Annotated in this window: 17 protein-coding genes; 7 read left to right on the top strand and 10 right to left on the bottom strand. The window is 71.4% G+C overall.

What is annotated here, in order from left to right; genetic code table 11:
• Positions 1-26: 26 nt before the first annotated feature.
• Entirely contained in the window at positions 27-626 is a 600-nt protein-coding gene (locus ACIBHY_RS36965) for a TetR/AcrR family transcriptional regulator (RefSeq protein ID WP_397255736.1), read from the top strand.
• A gap of 13 nt (positions 627-639) precedes the next feature.
• On the opposite strand, the gene helR is transcribed toward ACIBHY_RS36965, so the two are convergent.
• On the bottom strand, positions 640-2,787 hold the full coding sequence (helR, locus tag ACIBHY_RS36960) for an RNA polymerase recycling motor ATPase HelR (protein ID WP_397309136.1): 2,148 nt from the start codon (positions 2,785-2,787) through the stop codon (positions 640-642).
• A 41-nt stretch (positions 2,788-2,828) separates the two neighbouring features.
• The gene (locus tag ACIBHY_RS36955) at positions 2,829-3,338 is read right to left on the bottom strand and encodes a glycosyltransferase (RefSeq protein WP_397309135.1); all 510 of its coding nucleotides are present in this window, start codon (positions 3,336-3,338) and stop codon (positions 2,829-2,831) included.
• Positions 3,339-3,814: 476 nt separating this feature from the next.
• Between ACIBHY_RS36955 and ACIBHY_RS36950 the strand changes: the two genes are divergently transcribed.
• Entirely contained in the window at positions 3,815-7,138 is a 3,324-nt protein-coding gene (locus tag ACIBHY_RS36950; RefSeq protein ID WP_397309232.1) for a DNA-directed RNA polymerase subunit beta, read from the top strand.
• Between the two features lie 42 nt (positions 7,139-7,180).
• Here the strand turns inward: ACIBHY_RS36950 and ACIBHY_RS36945 are convergent, their stop codons facing one another.
• Both ACIBHY_RS36945 and ACIBHY_RS36940 read right to left on the bottom strand, forming a co-directional pair.
• Complete coding sequence (locus ACIBHY_RS36945) at positions 7,181-9,811, bottom strand: DUF6493 family protein (RefSeq protein ID WP_397309134.1); 2,631 nt, start codon at positions 9,809-9,811, stop codon at positions 7,181-7,183.
• Between the two features lie 103 nt (positions 9,812-9,914).
• The gene (locus ACIBHY_RS36940; RefSeq protein ID WP_397258618.1) at positions 9,915-10,376 is read right to left on the bottom strand and encodes a pyridoxamine 5'-phosphate oxidase family protein; all 462 of its coding nucleotides are present in this window, start codon (positions 10,374-10,376) and stop codon (positions 9,915-9,917) included.
• A 96-nt stretch (positions 10,377-10,472) separates the two neighbouring features.
• On the opposite strand from ACIBHY_RS36940, the gene ACIBHY_RS36935 reads away from it, so the two are divergent.
• The 3 genes from ACIBHY_RS36935 (at position 10,473) to ACIBHY_RS36925 (ending at position 13,446) form a co-directional block, all read left to right on the top strand.
• Positions 10,473-11,336, top strand: a complete 864-nt coding sequence (locus tag ACIBHY_RS36935; protein WP_397309133.1) for an alpha/beta fold hydrolase — start codon at positions 10,473-10,475, stop codon at positions 11,334-11,336.
• Between the two features lie 47 nt (positions 11,337-11,383).
• Positions 11,384-12,238 (top strand): RNA polymerase sigma factor SigJ, encoded by an 855-nt coding sequence (gene sigJ / locus ACIBHY_RS36930; protein ID WP_397309132.1) that lies wholly within the window; start codon positions 11,384-11,386, stop codon positions 12,236-12,238.
• A 68-nt stretch (positions 12,239-12,306) separates the two neighbouring features.
• On the top strand, positions 12,307-13,446 hold the full coding sequence (locus tag ACIBHY_RS36925; protein ID WP_397309131.1) for an NAD(P)/FAD-dependent oxidoreductase: 1,140 nt from the start codon (positions 12,307-12,309) through the stop codon (positions 13,444-13,446).
• 46 nt (positions 13,447-13,492) lie between these two features.
• Here ACIBHY_RS36925 and ACIBHY_RS36920 read toward each other — a convergent pair whose 3' ends face one another.
• Complete coding sequence (locus ACIBHY_RS36920) at positions 13,493-13,870, bottom strand: hypothetical protein (RefSeq protein WP_397258626.1); 378 nt, start codon at positions 13,868-13,870, stop codon at positions 13,493-13,495.
• 113 nt (positions 13,871-13,983) lie between these two features.
• Entirely contained in the window at positions 13,984-14,466 is a 483-nt protein-coding gene (locus ACIBHY_RS36915; protein ID WP_397258628.1) for a hypothetical protein, read from the bottom strand.
• Positions 14,467-14,503: 37 nt separating this feature from the next.
• On the opposite strand from ACIBHY_RS36915, the gene ACIBHY_RS36910 reads away from it, so the two are divergent.
• Both ACIBHY_RS36910 and ACIBHY_RS36905 read left to right on the top strand, forming a co-directional pair.
• Positions 14,504-15,109, top strand: a complete 606-nt coding sequence (locus tag ACIBHY_RS36910) for a TetR/AcrR family transcriptional regulator (protein WP_397309130.1) — start codon at positions 14,504-14,506, stop codon at positions 15,107-15,109.
• A gap of 114 nt (positions 15,110-15,223) precedes the next feature.
• A complete protein-coding gene (locus ACIBHY_RS36905) occupies positions 15,224-16,798 on the top strand; it encodes an ABC transporter substrate-binding protein (protein WP_397258632.1) in 1,575 nt (524 codons plus the stop codon).
• Here the strand turns inward: ACIBHY_RS36905 and ACIBHY_RS36900 are convergent.
• Genes ACIBHY_RS36900 through ACIBHY_RS36885 form a run of 4 tightly spaced genes read right to left on the bottom strand, consistent with a single transcriptional unit; the run spans position 16,782 to position 21,306 of the window.
• Entirely contained in the window at positions 16,782-17,588 is an 807-nt protein-coding gene (locus tag ACIBHY_RS36900; protein ID WP_397309129.1) for an SDR family oxidoreductase, read from the bottom strand. The genes ACIBHY_RS36905 and ACIBHY_RS36900 overlap by 17 nt on opposite strands.
• Before the next feature lie 44 nt (positions 17,589-17,632).
• A complete protein-coding gene (locus ACIBHY_RS36895; RefSeq protein ID WP_397309128.1) occupies positions 17,633-19,162 on the bottom strand; it encodes an alkaline phosphatase D family protein in 1,530 nt (509 codons plus the stop codon).
• A gap of 9 nt (positions 19,163-19,171) precedes the next feature.
• Positions 19,172-20,485 carry an ABC transporter substrate-binding protein gene (locus tag ACIBHY_RS36890; protein WP_397258638.1) on the bottom strand — a complete coding sequence of 438 codons (1,314 nt, stop codon included), beginning with the start codon at positions 20,483-20,485 and terminating at the stop codon, positions 19,172-19,174.
• Positions 20,486-20,499: 14 nt separating this feature from the next.
• Positions 20,500-21,306: a carbohydrate ABC transporter permease gene (locus ACIBHY_RS36885; protein ID WP_397258640.1), complete on the bottom strand. Its 807-nt coding sequence runs from the start codon at positions 21,304-21,306 to the stop codon at positions 20,500-20,502.
• Between the last annotated feature and the right edge of the window lie 6 nt (positions 21,307-21,312).

Here is a 21,312-nt window from a genome sequence, read left to right as displayed (position 1 = left end):
GATGCCTTCAAGGAATGCGAGGTGCCATGGCACGACCCAGCCGCGCCCACGAGCGGCGCGCCCATCTCATCGCCGCGGCCAGGCGCAGCGTCGTCGAGCGGGGACTCCTGGGCCTGCGCCTGCGCGACGTGTCGCAGGAGGCGGGCATGTCCTCCGGCTCGGTGCTCTACTACTTCCCCGGCCTCACCGAACTGCTGCGGGAGGTGCACCGCGAGGCCGTCGAGCGGTTCTGCGACGAGCGCGAGGCCGTCGTGCGCGACGAGAGCGACCCGCGGCTCAAACTGTCGGCGATGATCTCCAGCGGCCTGCCCGGCGACCCGCGTGACGAGCTGTGCGTCCTGCTGTACGAGCTGGGCGCGATCGCCAGGCGCGACGCCGCCTGCGCCGCCGCCTACATCAAGCTCTACGAGCGCCAGGTCGGCATCTACGCGGCCATCCTGCAGGCGGGCGCCGCCACCGGCACGTTCACGCTGGCCGACGAGCCGCTGGCGATCGCGCGTAACCTCGTGACGCTGGAGGACGGCTACGGCCTGCACATCACGATGGCCGTGCCCACACTCTCGCCCGCGCTGGCCGAGCGCCACCTGCGCGCGTACGCCGCCGGGGCCACAGGCGTGAACCTGTGACCCCGAGGCCGCCCTACGAACTCGTGAGGATGACGAGCTGCCGGGTCGCCCTGGTCATCGCGACATACCGGTCGACCGCCCCCTCGATGCCCTCGCCGAACCTGTCCGGGTCGACGAGGACGACGAGGTCGAACTCCAGTCCCTTCGACAGCTCCGGCGTCAGTGAGCGCACCCGCGGCGTCGCCCGGAAGGCGGGGTCGCCGATGACGCAGGCGATCCCGTCCGCGCTCCCGGCGAGCCACGTGTCGAGGATCGGCTGGAGGTCGGAGAGCGGTCCGCGTACGACGGGGAGGTCGCCGCGGCGGATGGAGGCCGGCACGTTGGCGTCGGGCAGAGCGGCCCGGATGACCGGCTCGGCCTCGGCCATCACCTGCTCGGGCGTGCGGTAGTTGACGCTCAGGGAGGCCAGGGTGATCCGGTCGAGCCCGATCCGCTTCAGCCGTTCCTCCCACGACTCGGTGAACCCGTGCCTGGCCTGCGCGCGGTCCCCCACGATGGTGAAGCTGCGCGAGGGGTTCCTGAGCAGCAACATCTGCCATTCGGCGTCGGTCAGCTCCTGCGCCTCGTCCACGACGACGTGCGCGAACGGCCCGGCCAGCACATCCAGGTCGGTGGCCGGCGGCGCGCCCTCGTCGACCAGCGCGTCCTGCAGGTCTTTTCCGTGCAGCATCGTCACCGCGCCCTCGCCATCGTCATCGGCCTCCAGCAGGCGGTCGATGGCCTCGGCCATGTGGGCGCGCTCGGATTCGGCGGCGGCCTTGCGCCGGCGCTGACGCTTGGCGGCCTCCGGGTCGCCGAGCCGCTGCCGGGCCGCGTCCAGGAGCGGCAGGTCGGACACCGTCCAGGCCTGGGCCTCCTGGCGTTGCAACGCGCGGATCTCGTCGATGCTGAGCCAGGGAGCGCACAGGCGCAGGTAGGCGGGCACCGTCCACAGGTCGCCGACGAGGTCGGCCGCTTCGAGCAGCGGCCAGGCGCGGTTGAAGACCTCGCGCAGCTCCCTGTTCTGTGTCAGGGACTTGCGCAGCAGGTGTTCCGGGGCCTCGCCGTCGTGCCGGTCCACCAGGATCGTGAGCAGTTCCTGCCAGATCTGCTCGCGCGCGTCGTTGTGCGGCGTGCCGGGGTCCGGCGCCTCGAACGCCTCGGCCCAGTCCTCGGCGCTCAGCCGGATGTCGGACCAGGGGGTGGTGACCGTCATCGGCTTGGCGGGCGGGTTCTCGTAGAACCTGACGGCCGGCTCGATGGCCGTCACCATCTCGGCCGACGACTTCAGCCGGGCCACCTCCGGGTCGGCCTCGGCCGTCGCCTTCGCCCCCTCGGCGACGAGGTCGCGCAGGGTGCAGGTCTGCACGCCCTCCTCACCGAGACTCGGCAGTACGTCGGCGACGTACGCCAGATAGGGCTGGTGCGGGCCGACGAACAGCACGCCGCCACGGTGGTGGCCGAGACGGGGGTCGGAGTAGAGGAGGTAGGCCGAGCGGTGCAGGGCGACGACGGTCTTGCCGGTGCCGGGACCGCCGTCGACGACCAGGGCGCCGCGCGAGCCCGCGCGGATGATGGCGTCCTGGTCGGCCTGGATGGTGCCGAGCACGTCGCGCATCCGCGGCGAGCGGCTGCTGCCCAGGCTGGCGATGAAGGCGGACTGGTCGTCGAGCGCGGCGTGCCCCTCGAACCCCTCGGAGGCGAACACCTCGTCCCAGTAGTCGCTGATCCGGCCGCGGGTCCAGCGGTACCTGCGGCGGCTGGCCAGCCCCATCGGGTTGCCGTGGGTGGCGCCGAAGAACGGCTCGGCCGCGGGGGAGCGCCAGTCGAGCAGCAACCGGCGGCCGTCGCTGTCGGTCAGGCCGAGCCGGCCGACGTACACGGGCTCGGCGCCGTCCGCGCTCACCATGTGCCCGAGGCACAGGTCCAGGCCGAAGCGGCGCAGCGCGCGCAGGCGGGCCGAGATCCGGTGGATCTCCAGGTCACGGTCCAGCGCCTGCCGGCCCTTGCCGCCCGGCGACCTGCGCTCGGCGTCCAGGCGGCCGGACAGTTCGGCGATCGACTGCTCAAGGCTGCGCGCGATGGCCGCGAAGTGCCGCTCGTCGTCGGCGATCAGCGCCGGGTCGGCCTTGGGGGCGAGGTGGGCGGGTAGGTCGAACGCGCTGGTGTTCAGGTGGTTCACGTCCTTCGGTTGCGCATGTGGGCTGGATGGTCGCGCGCGGTTCACGCGGACACGGGCGGCCGTTCCCGGCTCAGCGTGTCGAGCAGCAGCTTGGCGGCCACCTCCGCCCCGTCGGTGCGGATGGTCGCGGCCCGGGCGCCCGCCCTGGCCGCGGTCCCAGGGTTCAGGGCCGTTTCCAGGTACGAGCAGAAGGTCGCGTACCGGTAGGGGACGCCCAGCTTCTCGGCCACCGACCGGGAGGCGAAGTGCGCGAGCCCGCCGGCCACCAGGGCGTCGCAGCCCTCGGCCGCCGCGATGACCGTGTCGTAGAGCTCGGCGAGCTGGGACACGCGCCGGGAGGCGTCGGCCGCGGTCGACGGCCGCGCCATCGTGCCCATCGCCGGTCCCAGCGGGAGCAGCGGCACACCGGCACCGGCCGGCAGCTTCGCGAACTCCTCGTCCGGGGGCGCGCACATGCGCACCTCCGCGCCGAGTTCCCGCAGCCGCACGGCGAGTCCCAGCATGGGTTCGACGTCGCCGCGTGAGCCGTACGTCGTCAGCAATACCTGCATTCTGTCCCCCGTTTCCGCAGGTTCTGGCCTCGGCCAGCGAGTATGCGGCATGACGGGGGTCTTGCCGCAAGCCCCCCGGTGCGCTATACGTTGAGAGTGGAAAGGCGCGGGTCTTCCCCTTTCCCTCACGTCCGCTCCGTCGGACCACCTACTCTGGCCTCATACGGCGCCGCCTCTCGTGGACACATTTTCCGAATTGACGAGGCCCTGCGAGGCGTGTAATAATGAGAATGCGTTGAGGTTGACAAGCAAAGTAGTTGTGGACTTCCGTTTGCGTTTTAGGGTATGCTGCCGTTTCGCACGACCCTTTGGTGCCCCGCTTTCGCTTAGCGATTGACGGGGCGTCCGGCATGCGTGCGCTCGGATCCATCCGCGCCGCCTCGGAAGGACAACTGTTGGCAGCTTCACGCACCGCTCCACCTCGCCTCTCCTTCGCCCGCATCCAGGAGACCCTCGAAGTCCCCGACCTGCTGGCCATGCAGACCGAATCCTTCGACTGGCTGCTGGGCAACGACAACTGGCGGGCGCGCAAGGACATCACGCCCCAGTCCGGCCTGGAAGAGATCTTCGAAGAGATCAGCCCGATCGAGGACTTCTCCGGGACCATGTCCCTGTCGTTCCGCGACCACCGGTTCGAGCCGCCCAAGCACTCGGTCGAAGAGTGCAAGGACAAGGACATGACGTTCACCGCCCCGCTCTTCGTGACGGCGGAGTTCATCAACAACGCCACCGGTGAGATCAAGAGCCAGACGGTGTTCATGGGCGACGTCCCGCTTATGACCCCGAAGGGCACGTTCATCGTGAACGGCACCGAGCGGGTCATCATCTCCCAGCTCGTCCGCTCTCCCGGCGTCTACTTCCACCGCAGCCTCGACAAGACCTCCGACAAGGACCTGTTCAGCTGCCAGGTGATCCCCTCACGTGGCGCCTGGCTGGAGTTCGAGATCGACAAGCGCGACAGCGTCGGTGTGCGCATCGACCGCAAGCGCAAGCAGCCCGTCACCGTGCTGCTGAAGGCGCTCGGGTGGACCACCGAACAGATCCTCGAGCGCTTCGGCCAGTACGAGTCGCTGCGGGCCACCCTGGAGAAGGACCACACCGCCGGCCAGGACGACGCCCTGCTCGACATCTACCGCAAGCTCCGTCCGGGCGAGCCGCCGACCAAGGAGTCGGCCAAGGCCCTCCTGGAGAACCTCTACTTCAACCCCAAGCGCTACGACCTCGCCAAGGTCGGCCGCTACAAGATCAACAAAAAGCTGGGCGTGGAAGCGGAGATCACCGAGACCACGCTGACCGAGGACGACCTCGTCGCCACGATCGAGTATCTGCTTCGCCTTCACGCGGGGGTTGACGGCGCGGAGATCGACGACATCGACCACTTCGGCAACCGTCGTCTGCGCACCGTCGGCGAGCTCATCCAGAACCAGGTCCGCCTGGGCCTGGCCCGCATGGAGCGCGTCGTGCGCGAGCGGATGACCACGCAGGACGTCGAGGCGATCACGCCGCAGACCCTGATCAACATCCGCCCGGTCGTCGCCTCGATCCGGGAGTTCTTCGGCACCTCCCAGATGTCGCAGTTCATGGACCAGACCAACCCCCTGGCCGGTCTGGCCAACAGGCGCCGCATGTCCGCGCTGGGCCCCGGCGGCCTGTCGCGGGAGCGGGCGGGCGTGGAGATGCGTGACGTGCATCCCTCCCACTACGGCAGGATGTGCCCGATCGAGACGCCGGAAGGCCCGAACATCGGCCTGATCGGGTACCTGGCGTGCTTCGGCCGGATCAACGCCTTCGGCTTCGTCGAGACGCCCTACCGCAAGGTCGTCGACGGCAAGGTCACCGACCAGATCGACTACCTGACCGCCGACGTGGAGGACCGCTTCGTCAAGGCGCAGGCCAACACGGCGCTCAACGCGGACGGCACCTTCGCCGAGTCGCGCGTCCTGGTCCGCACCAAGGGCGGCGACACCGAGCTCGCGCGTGCCGAGGAAGTCGACTACATGGACGTGTCGCCGCACCAGACGGTGTCGGTGGGCACGTCGATGATCCCCTTCCTGGAGCACGACGACGCCAACCGCGCCCTGATGGGGGCGGGGATGCAGCGGCAGGCCGTACCTCTGCTCAAGAGTGAGGCGCCGCTGGTCGGGACCGGCATGGAGTATCGTGCGGCGACCGACAGCGGTGACATGATCATGGCCGCCAAGGCCGGTGTGGTGGAGGAGGTCTCCGCCGACTACGTCACCGTGATGAACGACGACGGCACCCGCATCACCTCCCGGGTGGCCAAGTTCAAGCGTTCCAACCAGGGCACCTCGTTCAACCAGAAGCCCATCGTCGTCGAAGGCGACCGGGTCGAGGTCAACCAGGTGATCGCCGACGGTCCCTGCACCGACCAGGGCGAGATGGCCCTGGGCAAGAACCTGCTCGTGGCGTTCATGCCGTGGGAGGGCCACAACTACGAAGACGCGATCATCCTGTCGCAGCGGCTGGTGCAGGACGACGTCCTGTCCTCGATCCACATCGAGGAGCACGAGGTCGACGCCCGTGACACCAAGCTGGGCCCCGAGGAGATCACCCGGGACATCCCGAACGTCTCCGAGGAGCTCCTGGCCGACCTCGACGAGCGCGGCATCATCCGCATCGGCGCCGAGGTCGAGCCCGGCGACATCCTCGTCGGCAAGGTCACCCCGAAGGGTGAGACCGAGCTGACCCCCGAGGAGCGGCTGTTGCGCGCGATCTTCGGTGAGAAGGCCCGCGAAGTGCGCGACACCTCGCTGAAGGTGCCGCACGGCAAGTCCGGCAAGGTCATCGAGGTGCGGGTGTTCTCCCGCGAGGAGGGCGACGAGCTTCCCCCCGGTGTCAACGAGCTGGTCCGCGTGTACGTGGCCCAGAAGCGTAAGATCACCGACGGTGACAAGCTCGCCGGCCGCCACGGCAACAAGGGCGTCATCTCCAAGATCCTGCCCGTCGAGGACATGCCGTTCCTCGAGGACGGCACGCCGGTCGACATCATCCTCAACCCGCTGGGCGTGCCCGGCCGGATGAACATCGGTCAGGTCCTGGAGAACCATCTGGGGTGGATCGCCGCCCGCGGCTGGGACATCTCCGGGGTCAGGGAGGCCTGGGCGCAGCGCCTGCGGGAGAAGGGCTTCGAGCGGGTCGAGCCGCGGACCAACGTGGCGACGCCGGTCTTCGACGGCGCGAACGAGGAGGAGATCGTCGGCCTGCTCGGGCACACGCTGGAGACCCGCGACGGCGACCGGCTGGTGCAGGAGAGCGGCAAGGCGGTGCTGTTCGACGGACGTTCCGGGGAGCCGTTCCCCTATCCGATCGCCGTCGGGTACATGTACATCCTGAAGCTGCTGCACCTCGTGGACGACAAGATCCACGCTCGGTCCACCGGCCCGTACTCCATGATCACCCAGCAGCCGCTCGGCGGTAAGGCTCAGTTCGGTGGCCAGCGCTTCGGTGAGATGGAGGTGTGGGCGCTGGAGGCCTACGGCGCGGCCTACGCCCTGCAGGAGCTCCTGACCATCAAGTCCGACGACGTCCTCGGCCGGGTCAAGGTCTACGAGGCCATCGTCAAGGGCGAGAACGTCCCCGAGCCGGGCATTCCGGAGTCCTTCAAGGTGCTCATCAAGGAAATGCAGTCGCTGTGCCTGAACGTCGAGGTGCTCTCCAGTGACGGCATGTCCATCGAGTTGCGCGACACCGACGAGGACGTCTTCCGCGCGGCGGAGGAACTCGGCATCGACCTGGCCCGGCGCCCGAACGAGGGCGCGATGTCCGTCGACGAGATCTGACCCCGCGCTACCGGTGCCCGCGCACGGCGGGCACCGGCCGGGTCACGCGGAGATGGCCTCGTGCAGGCGGCGGGCCTCGTACAGGACGAGGCTCGAGCCCTTGCGCGCGGCCATCTCGGCCAGCCCGGCGATCTCGCTCCGGGTGCCGGCGAGGACGGCCGCCCGGACGCCGACGCCCAGCAGGTCGCCCAGGCCGGCGTGCGGTCGTTCGCCGGGGCCGGGCAGCAGGGACGGGAGGGCGGCGGCGAGCGCGTGCCATACCTCGGTGTGCGCGCCGGTCTCGGTCAGTTCGCCGAGCGAGCCGGTGATCCGCTTGAGCGGGACGAGCCGGTGCCGGAGCAGTTTCGCGAGGGCCCGGCCTAGGTCGCCGGCGGAGAGCTGGCCGCGGGCGGCCAGCGTGCGGGCCGCGTCGAGCGCCGCCGCACGTCGCGCGTCGCGGCGGTGTCCGAGACCGCCCGCGATCGCGAGGGCGGTGGCCGTGCCCACGGGGCCTTCGCCATGGGCCAGGGCCGCCAGGGCGTCGGTTCTGACGTCGTTCGCCTCGGGGAGAAGGGGCATGCAGCGCACGAGCGCGGTGGCCACGATCTCGCGGTGCGAAGGCATGATCATCGGCCACCAGATGGCGTCGCGCGGGTAGGAGAGGGAGACGTGGCGGGGCTTGAGCGTCCACAGCTCCGCCAGCCACCCGGGCAGGCCGGCGGGCGGTTCGACCGTGGGGAGCAACTGGCGGGTCCAGGTGTAGGCGGCGCGCTCCTCGCGCAGTTCCCACGTCACGGCGGGGTCCGGCCACCCGCCCGCGCGCAGCCAGGCGGCCAGGGTCCGCCCCGCCCGCGTCGGTAGCCGCTCCGCGCGGGCGAGCAGTCCCGGGTCGGTGTGGCGGGGCAGCCGCAGCAGCCCCTGCTCGAAGTCGGCGGGCAGCGGCTCGGTGTTCCCGAGCGCCTCCATCCGCTCCACCAGCACCGCGGCGGCGACGTGGCCGGTGGGTTCGGTCGGGGTGGCCAGCAGCGCGGGAACGCTCCGCCCGCGTTCGAAGAGCGCGATCACCTCCTCCAGGCGGCGCCGCAGGAGGATCTGGGGCGGCCAGTCGTGGGCGGCGTGGTACGCGTCCGACTCGGCCGACACCGCGCTCACCTCCCGGCTCCGCTCCGGATCGACGAGCGCCAGCACGCATCGGACCAGCAGGGTGTGCACGCCGCGGTCGTAACCGAGGTAGTGGTCGTAGACGTGCGGTCCGGAGCCGGCGGGCACCGGCAGGTGCCGCGCCCACCACGGCCGCAGCGCCGCCGCCATCGCGTCGCGGTCGCGGTGGGCCAGCGCGGCCAGCCCGGCCAGCACCCGCTCGCACGCGTGCGGCTCCTCCGGCGCGCCCGGCTCCCGCAGCGCCGCGACCACCTCGACCGGCGCGGCCGGCGGCGGCGCGAGGGCGGGCAACGCGCTCGCGCGCAGGACGGCGGCCACCGGCGGCTCGGGCTCCGCCCCGGCGCTCGCGCCATAGGCGGCGGCCACCTGCTCACGCAGGCCTGAGGGCAGCAGGACGGCGGCCGCGCGGATCGCCTCCCGGCCGGCGGCGCCGGCGTGCGGGGCCAGCGTGAGCGCGAGCCGTACCGCGCGCTCGCGCAGAGCCGGCGTGTCCACCTCGAACACCGGGGCCAGCGCGCGCACCGCGCCGCCGCCCCTCGGCGCGGGTGTGCGCGCCAGCCACCGCACGGCGGCCCGCACGAACGTCTTCTCCCGCCGGTACGCCAGCGCCCCCACGGCCTCGGCGAACAGGTCGTCGTCCAGCAGCCCCGCGTCCTCCGCCCGCCCGAGCTCCTCCAGCGCGAGCCGCGCCAGCGGCGACGACGCCCGCGGCAGCAGGCGGACGAAGTCGAGCACGGGCAGCTCGTCCGGCTCCGGCGCCAGCAACCGCCAGAGCCGGACGAACGGGGCGATCTCCTCGGCCGGGCCATCGGCCAGGAACCGTCCGGCGCAGCCGCCGACCAGCGTCGCGCGCGCCACCTTGCCCTCGTCGGCCAGCACGGCCAGCTCGGCCAGAATGCTCAGCCCCGAGTTCCACCGTTCGTCCAGGGCCAGCGGACCGGCCACGCCCTGCGCCGTGAACAGGCGCGGCACCAGGAGATCGAGCAGCGGATCGCCGTCGAGGCCGCCACGGTTCCAGCGCCGCCGCAGCACCAGCCGCCACACCCAGCCGACGACGAAGGCGTCGCCGCCGGGCGGCTCGATGCCCGTCTCGGCCACCAGGGCGGCGGTCAGATCCCAGCCGGGCATGCCCTCGTCGCCCCGCCGCGACCTGCCGGTCCGCGGGCGCAGCCGGTCCGCCAGCCGTAAGGCCAGCTCACGGCGCCACTCCACGCTACGGCCGCGCAGCACGGACATGATCCGGCGCGCGTCGCGCTCGGCGTCGACCGGGCGGCGCAGCTCCCTGCGGTTCAGCCAGGTGGCCACCTGCCGGGCGCTGGTGAAGCAGGCCGCGCCCGCCAGCCGGTATCCGGGCGCCAGGCCCTCGATCTCCCAGCGCGCCTCCACCCCGCCGCGCAACTCCTCGGTCAGGTGGGCGGGCAGCCGCACGGCGACCGCGCGCCGCCCCAGGTCGTTCAGCCCGTTGAGGAACCTCGCCAGTTCCTCGTCCTCGCCCGCCTCGATGCGGTCGAGGACCTCCCGCCAGGGGTTCATGCGGGCGCCCCGTCCGCCGGGGCGGTGCGGGCCGTCATCGCGGCCCGTCCCAAACAAGCGATCATGGCCGGGACCATAACCACCGCCCCCGACAAACCCCGCTCTACGTCACGTCGATCCATTGGCCGTCGAGCATGATGTCGCGCTCGGCGAGCTCGTTCACCTCGCGCCAGGCCTGCACGTGGAGCGGGACGATGCGGTAGTAGGGGTAAGAGGCGCCCTGTTTGCGCGGGTCGAAACCGGCCTTGGCGGCGAACGCGTCGCCGACCTCGGCCGGCAGCTCGGCGGACGGGATCACCTCACGGAGCTCACCGTGGATCAGGACGACGTCGCGCGTGGGCCCGAGCGCCACCCTGACCCTGCCGGTGGCCTCCATGAACCTGGCCGTCGGGTTCGTCCTGGCGGTGGAGACGAGCATCGCCTCGCCGTCCCACAGGAACGACAGCGGCATCAGGTACGGCAGGCCTGCCGGATCGGCGGTCGCGAACCAGGCGTCGACGTCGCGGTCGAGCCGGTCCAGGGTGTCGCGGATGCGCCGGCCGGGGTCACGGGCTGGAGGATTCACAGAGGTCAGGGTAGCGCCGGGCGCGCATTCACGAGTTCGTCAGGGGGCCGGAGTAGGGTCCGATGAGTTACCGGCACGAAAGGGGTCTACATCGTCATGACCACGCACACGCTCACGACTCCCGAGGTCGACCTCGTCTACGACGTCCACGGGCCGCTGCCCACGGCCGACGGACGCCCGCCGCTGTTCCTGATCGGCCAGCCCATGGACGCCACCGGCTTCAGCTCCCTGGCGGAGCACTCCGCCGAGCGCACGGTGATCACCTACGACCCGCGCGGGCTCGGCCGCAGCACCCGCAAGGACGGCCGGGACGACCACACGCCCACCACGCAGGCCGCCGACGTGCACGCCATCATCGAGGCCCTCGGTGCGGGCCCGGTCGACATGTTCGGCAGCAGCGGCGGCGCGGTGACCGCGCTCGCGCTCGTGGCCGCCTATCCCGGCGACGTCGTCACGCTGGTGGCGCACGAGCCGCCTCTCATCCCGGTGCTGCCCGACGCCGAGGCGGCCGGGCGCGCCAGGGCCGGCGTCCGCGAGGCGTACGAGAAGAACGGCTGGGGCGCCGGGATGGCGGCCTTCATGGTGATGACCGGGTGGAAGGGCGAGTTCACCGACGACTACTTCGCCCAGCCGGCGCCGGATCCGGCCGCGTTCGGGATGCCGGCCGAGGACGACGGCTCGCGCGACGACCCGCTGCTGTCCGACCGGTCCTGGGCGGTCAGCGGCTACCGGCCCGACACCGGCGCGCTCGCCGCGGCCCCGACGCGGGTCGTCGTCGCCGTGGGGGAGGAGTCGGCGGACGTCTTCACCGGACGCACCGCGGTGGCGACGGCCGAACTGCTCGGCCAGCGGGTCACGGTCTTCCCCAGCCACCACGGCGGCTTCCTCGGCGGCGAGTTCGGCTACGCCGGGCAGCCGGAGGCCTTCGCCCGCAAACTGCGCGAGGTCCTCAACGGCTGAGCGCGTGCCTAGAATCGGAGGCCGCTCACCGATTCGAGGAGGCCGGGATGGTGGAGGCGGACTGGCAGGCGCATCGTCCCGCGATCTTCGGGGCGGCCTACCGGATCCTCGGCACCGTGGCCGAGGCCGAGGACGTGACGCAGGAGGTCTGGCTGCGCGCCGCCGCCGCGGACCTGTCCGAGGTGCGGGATCTGCGGGCCTGGCTGGTGACCGTGTCCGCCAGGACGTCGTACAACGTGCTGCGCTCGGCGCGGGTCCGGCGCGAGTCCTACGTGGGCCCCTGGCTGCCGGAACCACTGCTCACCGGCCCCGACGCCGCCGCCCAGGTGCTGGTCGACGAGTCGGTGGGCACCGCGATGCTGGTCGTCATGGAGACGCTCACGCCCGCCGAACGGGTCGCGCTGGTGCTGCACGACGTCTTCGACTTCCCCTTCGACCAGGTCGCCGGCGTGCTCGGGAACACGGCGGCCGCCAGCCGTAAGCTCGCCTCCCGCGCCAGGGCGCGGGTCGCCGCGGCCGAGGAGCCGCCCCCGGCGTCCAAAGCCGAGGTCGAACGGGTGCTCAAGGCGTTCAAGGCGGCCGCCGACGCGGGCGACATGGCCGAGCTCATCGCACTGCTGGCCCCCGAGGCGATCTACGTCGGCGACGGCGGCGGCAAGGTGACCGCGGCGCGCAGGCCGCTCCAGGGCGCCGAGCTCATCGCCATGCTGGCCGTGCGCACGATCGAGATCCTGCGCCCCGACGCGTACCGGATCATCGAGGTGAACGGCAGGCCGGCCATGGCCACGTACGCGGGCGGGAAGCTGGTCTGGGTCGACACCGTGGAGGTCGCCGGCGGGCGGATCACGGCGTTCAGGAGACTGGCCAATCCCGAAAAACTCGCCCACCTCGGTCACATCTGAGCCCGCTGTCTTGTCTCCCTGCCGAAACCCCCCGTTCCCGGGGGTGAAAGCTTAGAGAGGACGGGACGATGGCTCACGTTGTGATCATCGGAGGTGGCTTCGCGGGCGTGTGGAGCGCGGCGGGAGCGGCGCTGGCCCGCGCGGACGCGGACCTGCGCATCACGCTCATCGCGCCGAACGAGCACCTGGTGCTGCGGCCGCGCCTGTACGAGCCGGAGCCGGACCTGGCCAAGGTGGAGCTGAGCAGGTTTCTCGGGCCGATCGGGGTCGAGCACGTGCGGGCCACGGTGAGCACGATCGACACCGGCCGCCGCGTCGTGGTGGCCGACGGTGTGGAGATCGGCTACGACCGCCTGGTGCTGGCGGCGGGCAGCAGGCTCGTGCAACCGCGGGGCCTGCCGGGCGCGGAACGGCTCTTCGACATCGACACCCTGGACGGCGCCCGGCGGCTGACCGGCCATCTGCGGGGGATCGAGGACTACTCCGCCGTGGTCGTCGGCGCCGGATTCGTCGGGCTGGAGGCCGCGACCGCGCTGGCCGCGCGCGGCCGGGTGCTGCTGGTGGACCGGTCGGAGGTGGTCGGGCATCAGCTCGGCCCCGGCCCGCGCGCGCACATCGAGGCGGCGCTGGACGAACTGGGCGTGCAACGCCGGCTCTCGACCACGGTGACGGAGGTCGGCGACGGGTACGCGGTGCTGTCCGACGGGACCGAGGTCGCGGCCGACGCTGTGGTCTGGTCCGTCGGGCTGCGCGCCAGCGAGCTCACCCGGCAGGTCTCCGGCGCACTCGACCACCTCGGCCGGGTGCCGGTGGACCGGAGGCTGCGCGCGCTGCCGGAGGTGTTCGCCGCCGGTGACACGGCCGCGGCGCCGTCCGACGCCGGGCGCACGGTCATGCAGGCCTGCCAGCACGCCACCCCGCTCGGCAAGGTCGCCGGGTACAACGCGGCCGCCGACCTGCTCGGAAGGCCGCTGCGCGACTTCACGCCGGCTCCGTACGTCACGTGCCTGGACCTGGGCGGGGCCGGCGGGGTGTTCACCCGGGGCTGGGACCGCAAGGTGATGGCCTCGGGCGCCGCGGGCGCGGACATCAAGCGGCGGATCAACGAATACATCCACCCGCCGGTCGACGACGCCGAGCGGATCCTCGCCGCCGCCGACCAGGTCTACCAGGCCCTCCCCTTCTTCCCCCGGGAGGAGGCCGCCTGACGTTCCACCCACGGTGCGGCGGCCCGGCGGGCCGCCGCACCGGAGGTTATGGGGTGCCCGAGCGGCAGGTGGGCGTGGTGTGGAACTGGACGGACGCGCCGGTGCCGTCGGAGATCACGGCGCGGATGTCGTACCTGAACGTGGGCTGGCAGCCGATGCCCACGAAGGAGCGGTTGTCGAAGGACGGGATGGCGTTGCCGTTGACGAACCAGCGGATGGCGACCGGCGCGACCGCGCCGCTGAAGTGGACCTCGCAGAGGAAGCGCCGGGCGATCGCCTCGCAGCCGGCGCTGTCGAGGGTCAGCGCCATCGCGCTCGCCGACTGGGCCGTCGCGGCGGAGGCGGTGGAGGTGAGCGCGCCCGGTGCCGTGAGCAGGCCGGCTGCCAGCAGGGCCGGTAGTGCGAATTTGTACGACTTACGCATTCCAATCTCCTTTTGGGTGATCGGTTCTCGTGTGGCGACGGGATGGCCCGTCCAACCCCTTGCTTCGCTGGGTCGGGGGTCGCGGATGAAGGGGCGGCCTCAGTGTAGAGATCTCAGAGCGGCCGCCGGGTGTTTTCCCGCCCGGCGTACGGGACGCCGGCCGTACGCGACCTGAACACGATGACCAGAGCCTCCCCGAGCAGTCCGGCGCCGATCGACAGCGGCATGGACCTGGCCTCGGCATGCATCCCCGCCGCCACGGCCAGCGCGCCCACCCCGAGGCTGATGGCCAGCGTGATGGCCCAGACCACCAGGGTCTTCCAGGTGTAGCGGTGCCAGAGGACGCCTTCGCGGGCGTACACGACGGTGGTGGCGGCGCGGATCACGCCGAAGAGCACCCCGAGCGCGATCGTGAGGGCCAGCCACCCGAGGTCGGCCGCGGACAGGTCGCGCTGCAGCAGGCCGTGCGCGCCGATGGCGGCCATGACCGCCGGGGGCACGTAGACGTCCTTGGCGACGAGCGGCCGGCCGCGCATGCGCCCGGCCACAACGTAGCCGATCAGGCCGACGATGAGGAGTATTTTTAGCACGTCCATGCCAAATAAAGTAGCAGGGGTGTGCTATAAAGGCCACATGCCGAAGGTGGTCGATCCGGAAGCCCGCAGGGACGAGGTCGTGGACGCGGTGTTCCGCGTCGTGCGCCGCGCGGGCTTCGAGCACGCGTCCCTGCGCAACGTCGCCGCGGAGGCCGGGCTGGCCATCGGCTCGGTCAGGCACTACTTCGACAGTCACACGGACCTGATGGTGTTCGCGATGCGGGCCTCGCTCGACCGGGTGGCCGCGCGGCTGATGGAGCGGGTCGGGCCGCTGCTGGCCGAGCAGGACCGCGACGCCAGGGCCGAGGGCGCGCAGCGGATGTTGTCGGAACTGCTGCCGCTCGACGATCAGCGGCGGGAGGAGACCACGGTGTGGCTGGCCTTCGCGACGGCCGCCCGCACCCGGCCCGAGCTGGAGCCGCTGGCCCGCGAGTCCCACGACGGCATGCGCAAGCTGGTACGCCGGATCGTCGACGGCCTGGCCAGGCGCCGCCCGCTGGACGCGGAACTGGAGACCGAGCGGCTGGCCGCCCTCATCGACGGGCTGACGCTGGAGGGCGTGCTCCGGCCGGACCGGATGCCACCCGGCCTGATGGCCCGCACCCTGCGCCACCACCTCCAGACCCTCACCGGCCGCCCCTGAGCCTTCCGCGGGGCGACCGCCCATCGGGTGGCTCGGGTGTGTGGCACGAGGGAGCGGCGGAGTTTCGTCGGGTGGCACGAAGATGCGGTGGCGGGCAGGTACCACTGTTCGTGCATGAAGAAAGCAGCGGTGCTCGCCGCCCTGGCTCTGGTCACGGCCGCGTGTGGTGGCGGGGGTACGCAGGCCCCCGCCGGTGGTCCGGTCGCGGGCGGCACGTTCACCTACGCCCTGTCCGCCGACCCCGGTGTGCTCGACCCGGCCACCGGCGTGCTCGGCGCCACGAACCTCGTGCTCTCGGTCGCCTACGACACCCTGGTCGCCAGCACCGAAGACGGCACGATCGTGCCCGCGCTCGCGCAGAAGTGGGAGGTCAAGCCGGACTCGGTGACCTTCACCCTGCGCAAGGACGTCACCTGCTCCGACGGCTCCAAGCTCACCCCGGCCGACGTCGCGCAGAACGTCAACCACATCGCCGACCCGGCCACCAAGTCGCCCATCTACGGCGTCCTGCTGCCGGTCGGGATGAAGGCCGTGGCCGACGACGCAGCCGGGACGGTGACGCTGTCCACGCCCAAGCCGTTCTCCTTCATCCTGCAGAGCGCCGAGAGCCTGTTCATCGTCTGCGGCAAGGGGGTGAAGGACCGCGCGTCCATCGCCCGCGCCACTTCCGGTACGGGCCCGTTCGTGCTGAAGTCGGCCGCGCCCGGCGACTCCTACACCTTCGAGGTCCGCAAGGACTACGCCTGGGGCCCGAACGGGGCCACGTCGAAGGGGCTGCCGGACAAGGTGGTGCTGAAGGTCGTGCCCAACGAGCAGACCGCCGCGAACCTGCTGCTGGCCGGGAGCATCAACGGGGCCACGTTCTACGGCGCCGACCGTACGCGCCTGGAGGCGGCGCCCGGCATCGGCAAGATGCTGCCGTCGGCCGGTCAGCACCAGTTCTTCTACCACCAGGGCGACGACCGGCCCACCAAGGACCCGGCCGTGCGCAAGGCGCTGACCCAGGCCGTCAACCTGAAGGAACTGGGCGGCATCGCCACCAGCGGGACGGGCAGACCGGCCACGGGCATGGTCGCCGAGCCCAGGCCGTGCAAGGGCGACAGCGTGGCCGGTCACGTGCCCGCCTTCGACGCCGCCGCCTCCGCCGCGGGGCTGGACGCCGCCGGATGGAAGGCGGGTCCCGACGGGATCCGGGTCAAGGACGGCAAGCGGCTGTCGCTGCGCTACCTCTATGTCACCACGAAGGGCGCGGGCATCCAGGCGGCGGCCGAGTACCTGGCCGCCACCTGGAAGAAGCTGGGCGTGGAGATCAAGCTCAACGGCGTCCTGGACACCAAGCTGGCCGAGTCGCTCAACGCCACCCAGGACTGGGACGTGGCCTGGCTGCCGATCGGCGTCACCCTGCCCTCGCAGCTCGTCGGCTTCCTGAGCGGGCCCGCGGCGCCGAAGGGGGCCAACTTCGCCCACCTGGCCAACGAGCGCTACACCAAGCTGGTCGAGGAGGCCACGCTGAAGCCCGGCGAGGAGGGCTGCAAGCTGTGGCTGGAGGCCGAGTCGGCGCTGTTCGAGAACGGCGACCTGGTGCCCGTCGCCGACACCACCGTGCTGGTGGCCACCAAGAACGCCACGTTCAGCCTGATACTCGGGCTGTTCGACCCGACCACGATCCGGGTCACCCAGGGCGGCTGACGTGGAAGAAGCGGCCGTACAGCCGCCGGAACACCGGATCGGGGAGCACGGCGCGCAGCCACGGCAGCATGCGGGCCTGCGCCCCGATCCGGTAGACGGGGCGCGGGCGGCGGGCCTCGACTGCCCGGACGATGCCGTCGGCCACCGGCACCGGCGACGGGCCGTCGAGCTGTAGCCGCCGGAAGCGTTCGATGACCCGCGTGCGTACGGGTTCGTAGCCGGGGATCGGGTCGCTCTCGCGCATCGCGACCGCCGCCCCCGTACGCACGCTGGTGGCCTCGACGCACGTCACCCGCACCCCGAACGGCGCGACCTCGTCGCGCAGCGCCTCGGCGTAGTGGTTCAGGGCGGCCTTGCTGGCCGAGTAGATCGCGTGGAACGGGATGGCGGCTACGGCCGCGGTGGAGCTCATCAGGACCAGCCGGCCCGCGCCCTGCTCGCGCATGGCGGGCAGCACCGCGCGGACCAGGCGGTGAGCGCCCAGCAGGTACGCCTCCAACTGGGCCAGGGCCAGTTCGTCCGAGGTCTCCTCCACCGCACCGGCGGTGTAGAAGCCCACGCTGTACACGAGCGCGTCGAGCCGCCCGTGCCGGGCGAGGACGTGGTCGACGCACGCGCGGACGGAGCGTTCGTCGCCGGCCTCCAGGGCCAGCGGGGTCACGCCCGGGAGGTCCACGCGGGCCGCCACGCGGCTGGTGCCGTACACCTGATGACCGCGACGGGCCAGTGCCCGCGCGGTCTCCAGCCCGACGCCCGACGAGGCGCCCGCCACCAGGACGACAGAGATCATGCCCAGACGCTAGGGGAGCGAGTACAGAAAATCAACCCACCTGGTCATGCTGGGTTCAGGGTGGGATTGCCGGGTTCGATGACGAAGGAGCCCGAGGTGTGGGCGGGGGCGTCCGGCCGGGTGACGTAGGGCAGTGAGCGGAAGTCGACCCTCATCTCGCTCGTGGTGACCTTGGCGCGCACGTAGCCGCGCCGGCCGTTGAAGAACTTGACGTGCGGATTCTCGGCCAGGAGCTGCTTGGTGTTGGGGTACTCGTCCAGGCCGTCGCCCGCCGAGGTCACCGAGGTGGTGACCAGCTCGACCGCCACCGGCCTGGACTTGCGCCTGATCTCGCCCGCCCAGTGGGAGTGCACGTCGCCGGTGAGCACGACGCCGTTGCGCCGGTTGTCCTCGATGGCCGCGGCCAGCCTGTCCCGCGAGGCGACGTAGCCGTCCCAGCCCTCGTTGGACCAGCCCTTGGCCTCGCCGTTCACCCAGTCCATCTCCATCATGAAGACCTGCTGGCCCAGCAGGTCCCAGGTGGCGCGGGAACGGCGCAGCTCGCCCTCCAGCCAGGCCTCCTGTCGGCGGCCCAGGATGGTCCGCTCCGGCGCGAACCGCTCCGCGCAGTCCGGGCCGACGGTCCCGGACCGGCCCGTGCAGGCGTACAGGTCGCGGTACTGGCGGGTGTCGAGCAGGTGCAGGTTGGCCACCGCGCCCCAGCGGATGCTGCGGTACAACCGCAGCGCCGGGCCGTCCGGGCGCTGGGCGCGGCGCAGCGGCATGTTCTCGTAGTAGGCCTGGAAGGCGGCGGCCCGGCGCGGCAGGAACGGCGGGTCCGGCTGCTCGGGGACGTCGCCCGCCCAGCCGTTCTCCACGTCGTGGTCGTCCCAGACCACGGTCCAGGGCGCGATCGCGTGCGCCGCCTGCAGGTCGGGGTCGGCGCGGTGCTGCGCCAGGCGCAGACGGTATCCGGCCAGGTCGAGGCATTCGCCGCCGGCCTGGTCGCGCACCGGGGCGCGGTAGTCGCCGTACTCGTAGAAGTAGTCGCCGAGGAAGGCGATCAGGTCGGGATGATCCTCGGCCATGCGCCGGTACGGGGTGAACCAGCCCGTCTGGTAGTCGGCGCAGGAGGTGAAGGAGAGGTTCAGCGCCCGGCCGCGGGTGCCCGGGGCGGGGGCGGTGACGGTCCTGCCGGCCGGCGAGATCTCGGAGCCGGCCCGGAAGCGGTAGAAGTAGTCGGCGCCGGGGTCGAGCCCGTGCAGCTCGACGTGGACGCTGTGCGCCGCCTCGGGGCGGGCCACCGCGGCTCCCGCGCGCACGACGCGCCGGAAGTTCTCGTCCTTGGCGACCTGCCACGACACCGGAACGGGCCGGCTCGGCATGCCGCCCAGACCGTCGAGCGCGAGCGGATCCATGGCCAGGCGGGTCCACAGGACCACGCCGTCGGGCGCGGGCTCGCCCGAGGCGACGCCCAGCCGGAAGACATCGGATAAGGGGGCGCGCCGGGCCGCCGCGCGCACCGGGGAGTCCCCCAGTGCGGCGGTCAGGCCCACGCCGGCGCCCCCGGCGAACAACGATCGCCGGGTGATCATGAGGGGCTCCTACTTGATGGTCGCGTTGCCGTCCGTGACGGCCTGGTCGAGGCCCTGCTTCACCGGGGTCCGGCCCAGGTAGATCTCGTTGAAGATGGAGTTCAGCTTCTGCTCGAAGCCGGTCCAGCCGGTCACGATCGGCATGTTGAACGTCGTGCCCTTGGACTCCTCCAGGTACGGGGTGACGTCGATCTTCTTGGTGGTCTTCCAGAAGTCGACGTAGCCCTGCGCCAGCGCGTCGCCCTTGAGCGCGGGGAAGGCGAAGCCCTGGTCGGCCATCGACTTCTGCGCCTCCTCGGTGCCCAGGTAGGCGGCGAGCTTCTTGGCCTCCTCCAGGTGCTTCGACTTGGCGTACACCGCCTCGCCCAGGCCGTTGATGTTGGCCGAGCGGCCCTTGGGGCCCTCCGGCATCATCGCGACGCCGATCTCGAACGCCGCCTCGGGCGCCACGAACGGCAGCAGCGCGTTGTTGGCCGGGTACATGGCGACCTGGCCGCCCTTGAACATGTCGGCGGCCGTGCCGGTGGGCGGGTTCGTCTGGCTCGCCGGCGGCGAGACCTGGTGCTTGTTCACCAGGTCCACGCCGAACTGCACCGCCTGGACCGAGGCGTCGTCGTTGAAGGTGTACTTGCCGAACGGCTTGTCGATGAGCTTGCCGCCGTTGGACTCGATCCAGTTCATCCACTGGGTCTGCGAGTGGTTGGCCGAGGCGAAGCCGTACACCTTGGTCTTGGCCGCGTTGAAGCCGGCCTCGCCGGGGTGCTTGCCGGCCTCGTCCACGGTCAGCTTCCTGGCCAGCTCCAGCAGGGTGCCGGAGCCGTCGGGCGCCCAGGTGAGCTTGTCCGGCATCTCCACGCCGGCCTTCTTGAACAGGTCCTTGTTGTACAGGATGCCTGGCATGCCCCAGTCCTTGGGCACGCCGTACAGCTTGCCCTCATAGGTGTTGGAGGCGACGACGTTGGGGTGGTACTTCGCGGTGTCCAGCCCGAGCGAGCCGAGGTCGGCCAGCACGCCCTTGGTGGCGAACTCGGGGAAGTAGGTGACCTGCATCCAGAACACGTCGGGGCCGCTGCCCGCGACCGCGTCGGCGGTGAGCTTGGTCCAGTAATCGTCCCAGGGCAGGACCTCGATCTTGACCTTGATGTTCGGGTTGGCCTTCTCGAAGGCGGCCATGACCTTGTCGTAGCCGACCTTCTGCTGCTCGTCCCAGATGCGGTAGGTGAGCGTCACCGGTCCGCCGGCGTCGGAGGATCCGGAGCCGCAGGCGGCGAGGGGGAGCAGGGTCAGCGCCGCCAGGGCGAGGCGGAGACGGGGGGATTTCATGGGGGGTACGCCTTTCACTTCAGCCCGGTCAACACGACCGACCGGACGATGTAACGCTGGAAGAAAATGAAGATCACGACCATCGGGACCAGCGCGATCAGCCCGCCGGACATGATCGCCGTGTAGTCGACCCCGATGCCCACCTTGAGCGCCGCGAGGGCGACGGTGATGACCTTGGTCTCGTCGCCGCTGGTGATGATCAGCGGCCACATGAAGCTGTTCCACGTGGAGATCACGGTGATGATCGCCAGCGTGCCCAGCGCGGGCTTGCACAGCGGCAGCAGTACCCGCAGAAGGATCGTCAGCGGCCCGGCGCCGTCGATGCGCGCGGCCTCCTCCAGCCCCGCGGGCAGGCCGCGGAAGAACTGCCGCATGAGGAAGATCCCGTAAGGCGTGCCGAGGATGTACGGCACCAGCAGCCCGCCCCAGGTGTTGATGAGGTCGAGCTGACGCATGATGAGGAACAGCGGGATGACCGTCACCGCGACCGGCACCATCATGGTCGCGACGAACAGCCAGAACAGCACCTCCCTGCCGCGGAAGCGGAGCCTGGCGAACGCGTAGGCGGCGAACGTGGTGAACACCAGCTGCCCGGCCGTCAGCGCGAGCGTCATGAGCAGGGTGTTCAGGATGAAGGAGGGGAAGTCGCCGCCCAGCAGCTTCTCCAGGTTGGCCGTCGTCATCGGGTCGCCGGGCAGCCACGGCGCGGTGGTGTGGAGCTGGGCGCGGTCCTTGAAGGCGGTCAGCACGACCAGCAGATAGGGGAAGACGGAGACGAACGCGCCGATGACGAGGACGGCGTAGAGGAGGAATCGCTTCACGGTCTG

Origin of the sequence: Nonomuraea sp. NPDC050547, assembly GCF_044457345.1 — a bacterium.
Taxonomy (GTDB): Bacteria; Actinomycetota; Actinomycetes; order Streptosporangiales; family Streptosporangiaceae; genus Nonomuraea.
Note: the sequence above shows the minus strand (reverse complement) of the source record. Positions and strands in the feature narration are given on the sequence as shown.

Coding starts and splice junctions, on each gene's coding strand:
- ACIBHY_RS36915 (WP_397258628.1), bottom strand. CDS start 14,466: ATGGACGTGCTAAAAATACTCCTCATCGTCGGCCTGATCGGCTACGTT.
- ACIBHY_RS36955 (WP_397309135.1), bottom strand. CDS start 3,338: ATGCAGGTATTGCTGACGACGTACGGCTCACGCGGCGACGTCGAACCC.
- sigJ (WP_397309132.1), top strand. CDS start 11,384: ATGGTGGAGGCGGACTGGCAGGCGCATCGTCCCGCGATCTTCGGGGCG.
- ACIBHY_RS36910 (WP_397309130.1), top strand. CDS start 14,504: ATGCCGAAGGTGGTCGATCCGGAAGCCCGCAGGGACGAGGTCGTGGAC.
- ACIBHY_RS36925 (WP_397309131.1), top strand. CDS start 12,307: ATGGCTCACGTTGTGATCATCGGAGGTGGCTTCGCGGGCGTGTGGAGC.
- ACIBHY_RS36895 (WP_397309128.1), bottom strand. CDS start 19,162: ATGATCACCCGGCGATCGTTGTTCGCCGGGGGCGCCGGCGTGGGCCTG.
- ACIBHY_RS36965 (WP_397255736.1), top strand. CDS start 27: ATGGCACGACCCAGCCGCGCCCACGAGCGGCGCGCCCATCTCATCGCC.
- ACIBHY_RS36945 (WP_397309134.1), bottom strand. CDS start 9,811: ATGAACCCCTGGCGGGAGGTCCTCGACCGCATCGAGGCGGGCGAGGAC.
- ACIBHY_RS36900 (WP_397309129.1), bottom strand. CDS start 17,588: ATGATCTCTGTCGTCCTGGTGGCGGGCGCCTCGTCGGGCGTCGGGCTG.
- ACIBHY_RS36920 (WP_397258626.1), bottom strand. CDS start 13,870: ATGCGTAAGTCGTACAAATTCGCACTACCGGCCCTGCTGGCAGCCGGC.
- ACIBHY_RS36935 (WP_397309133.1), top strand. CDS start 10,473: ATGACCACGCACACGCTCACGACTCCCGAGGTCGACCTCGTCTACGAC.
- ACIBHY_RS36950 (WP_397309232.1), top strand. CDS start 3,815: ATGCAGACCGAATCCTTCGACTGGCTGCTGGGCAACGACAACTGGCGG.
- ACIBHY_RS36905 (WP_397258632.1), top strand. CDS start 15,224: ATGAAGAAAGCAGCGGTGCTCGCCGCCCTGGCTCTGGTCACGGCCGCG.
- ACIBHY_RS36890 (WP_397258638.1), bottom strand. CDS start 20,485: ATGAAATCCCCCCGTCTCCGCCTCGCCCTGGCGGCGCTGACCCTGCTC.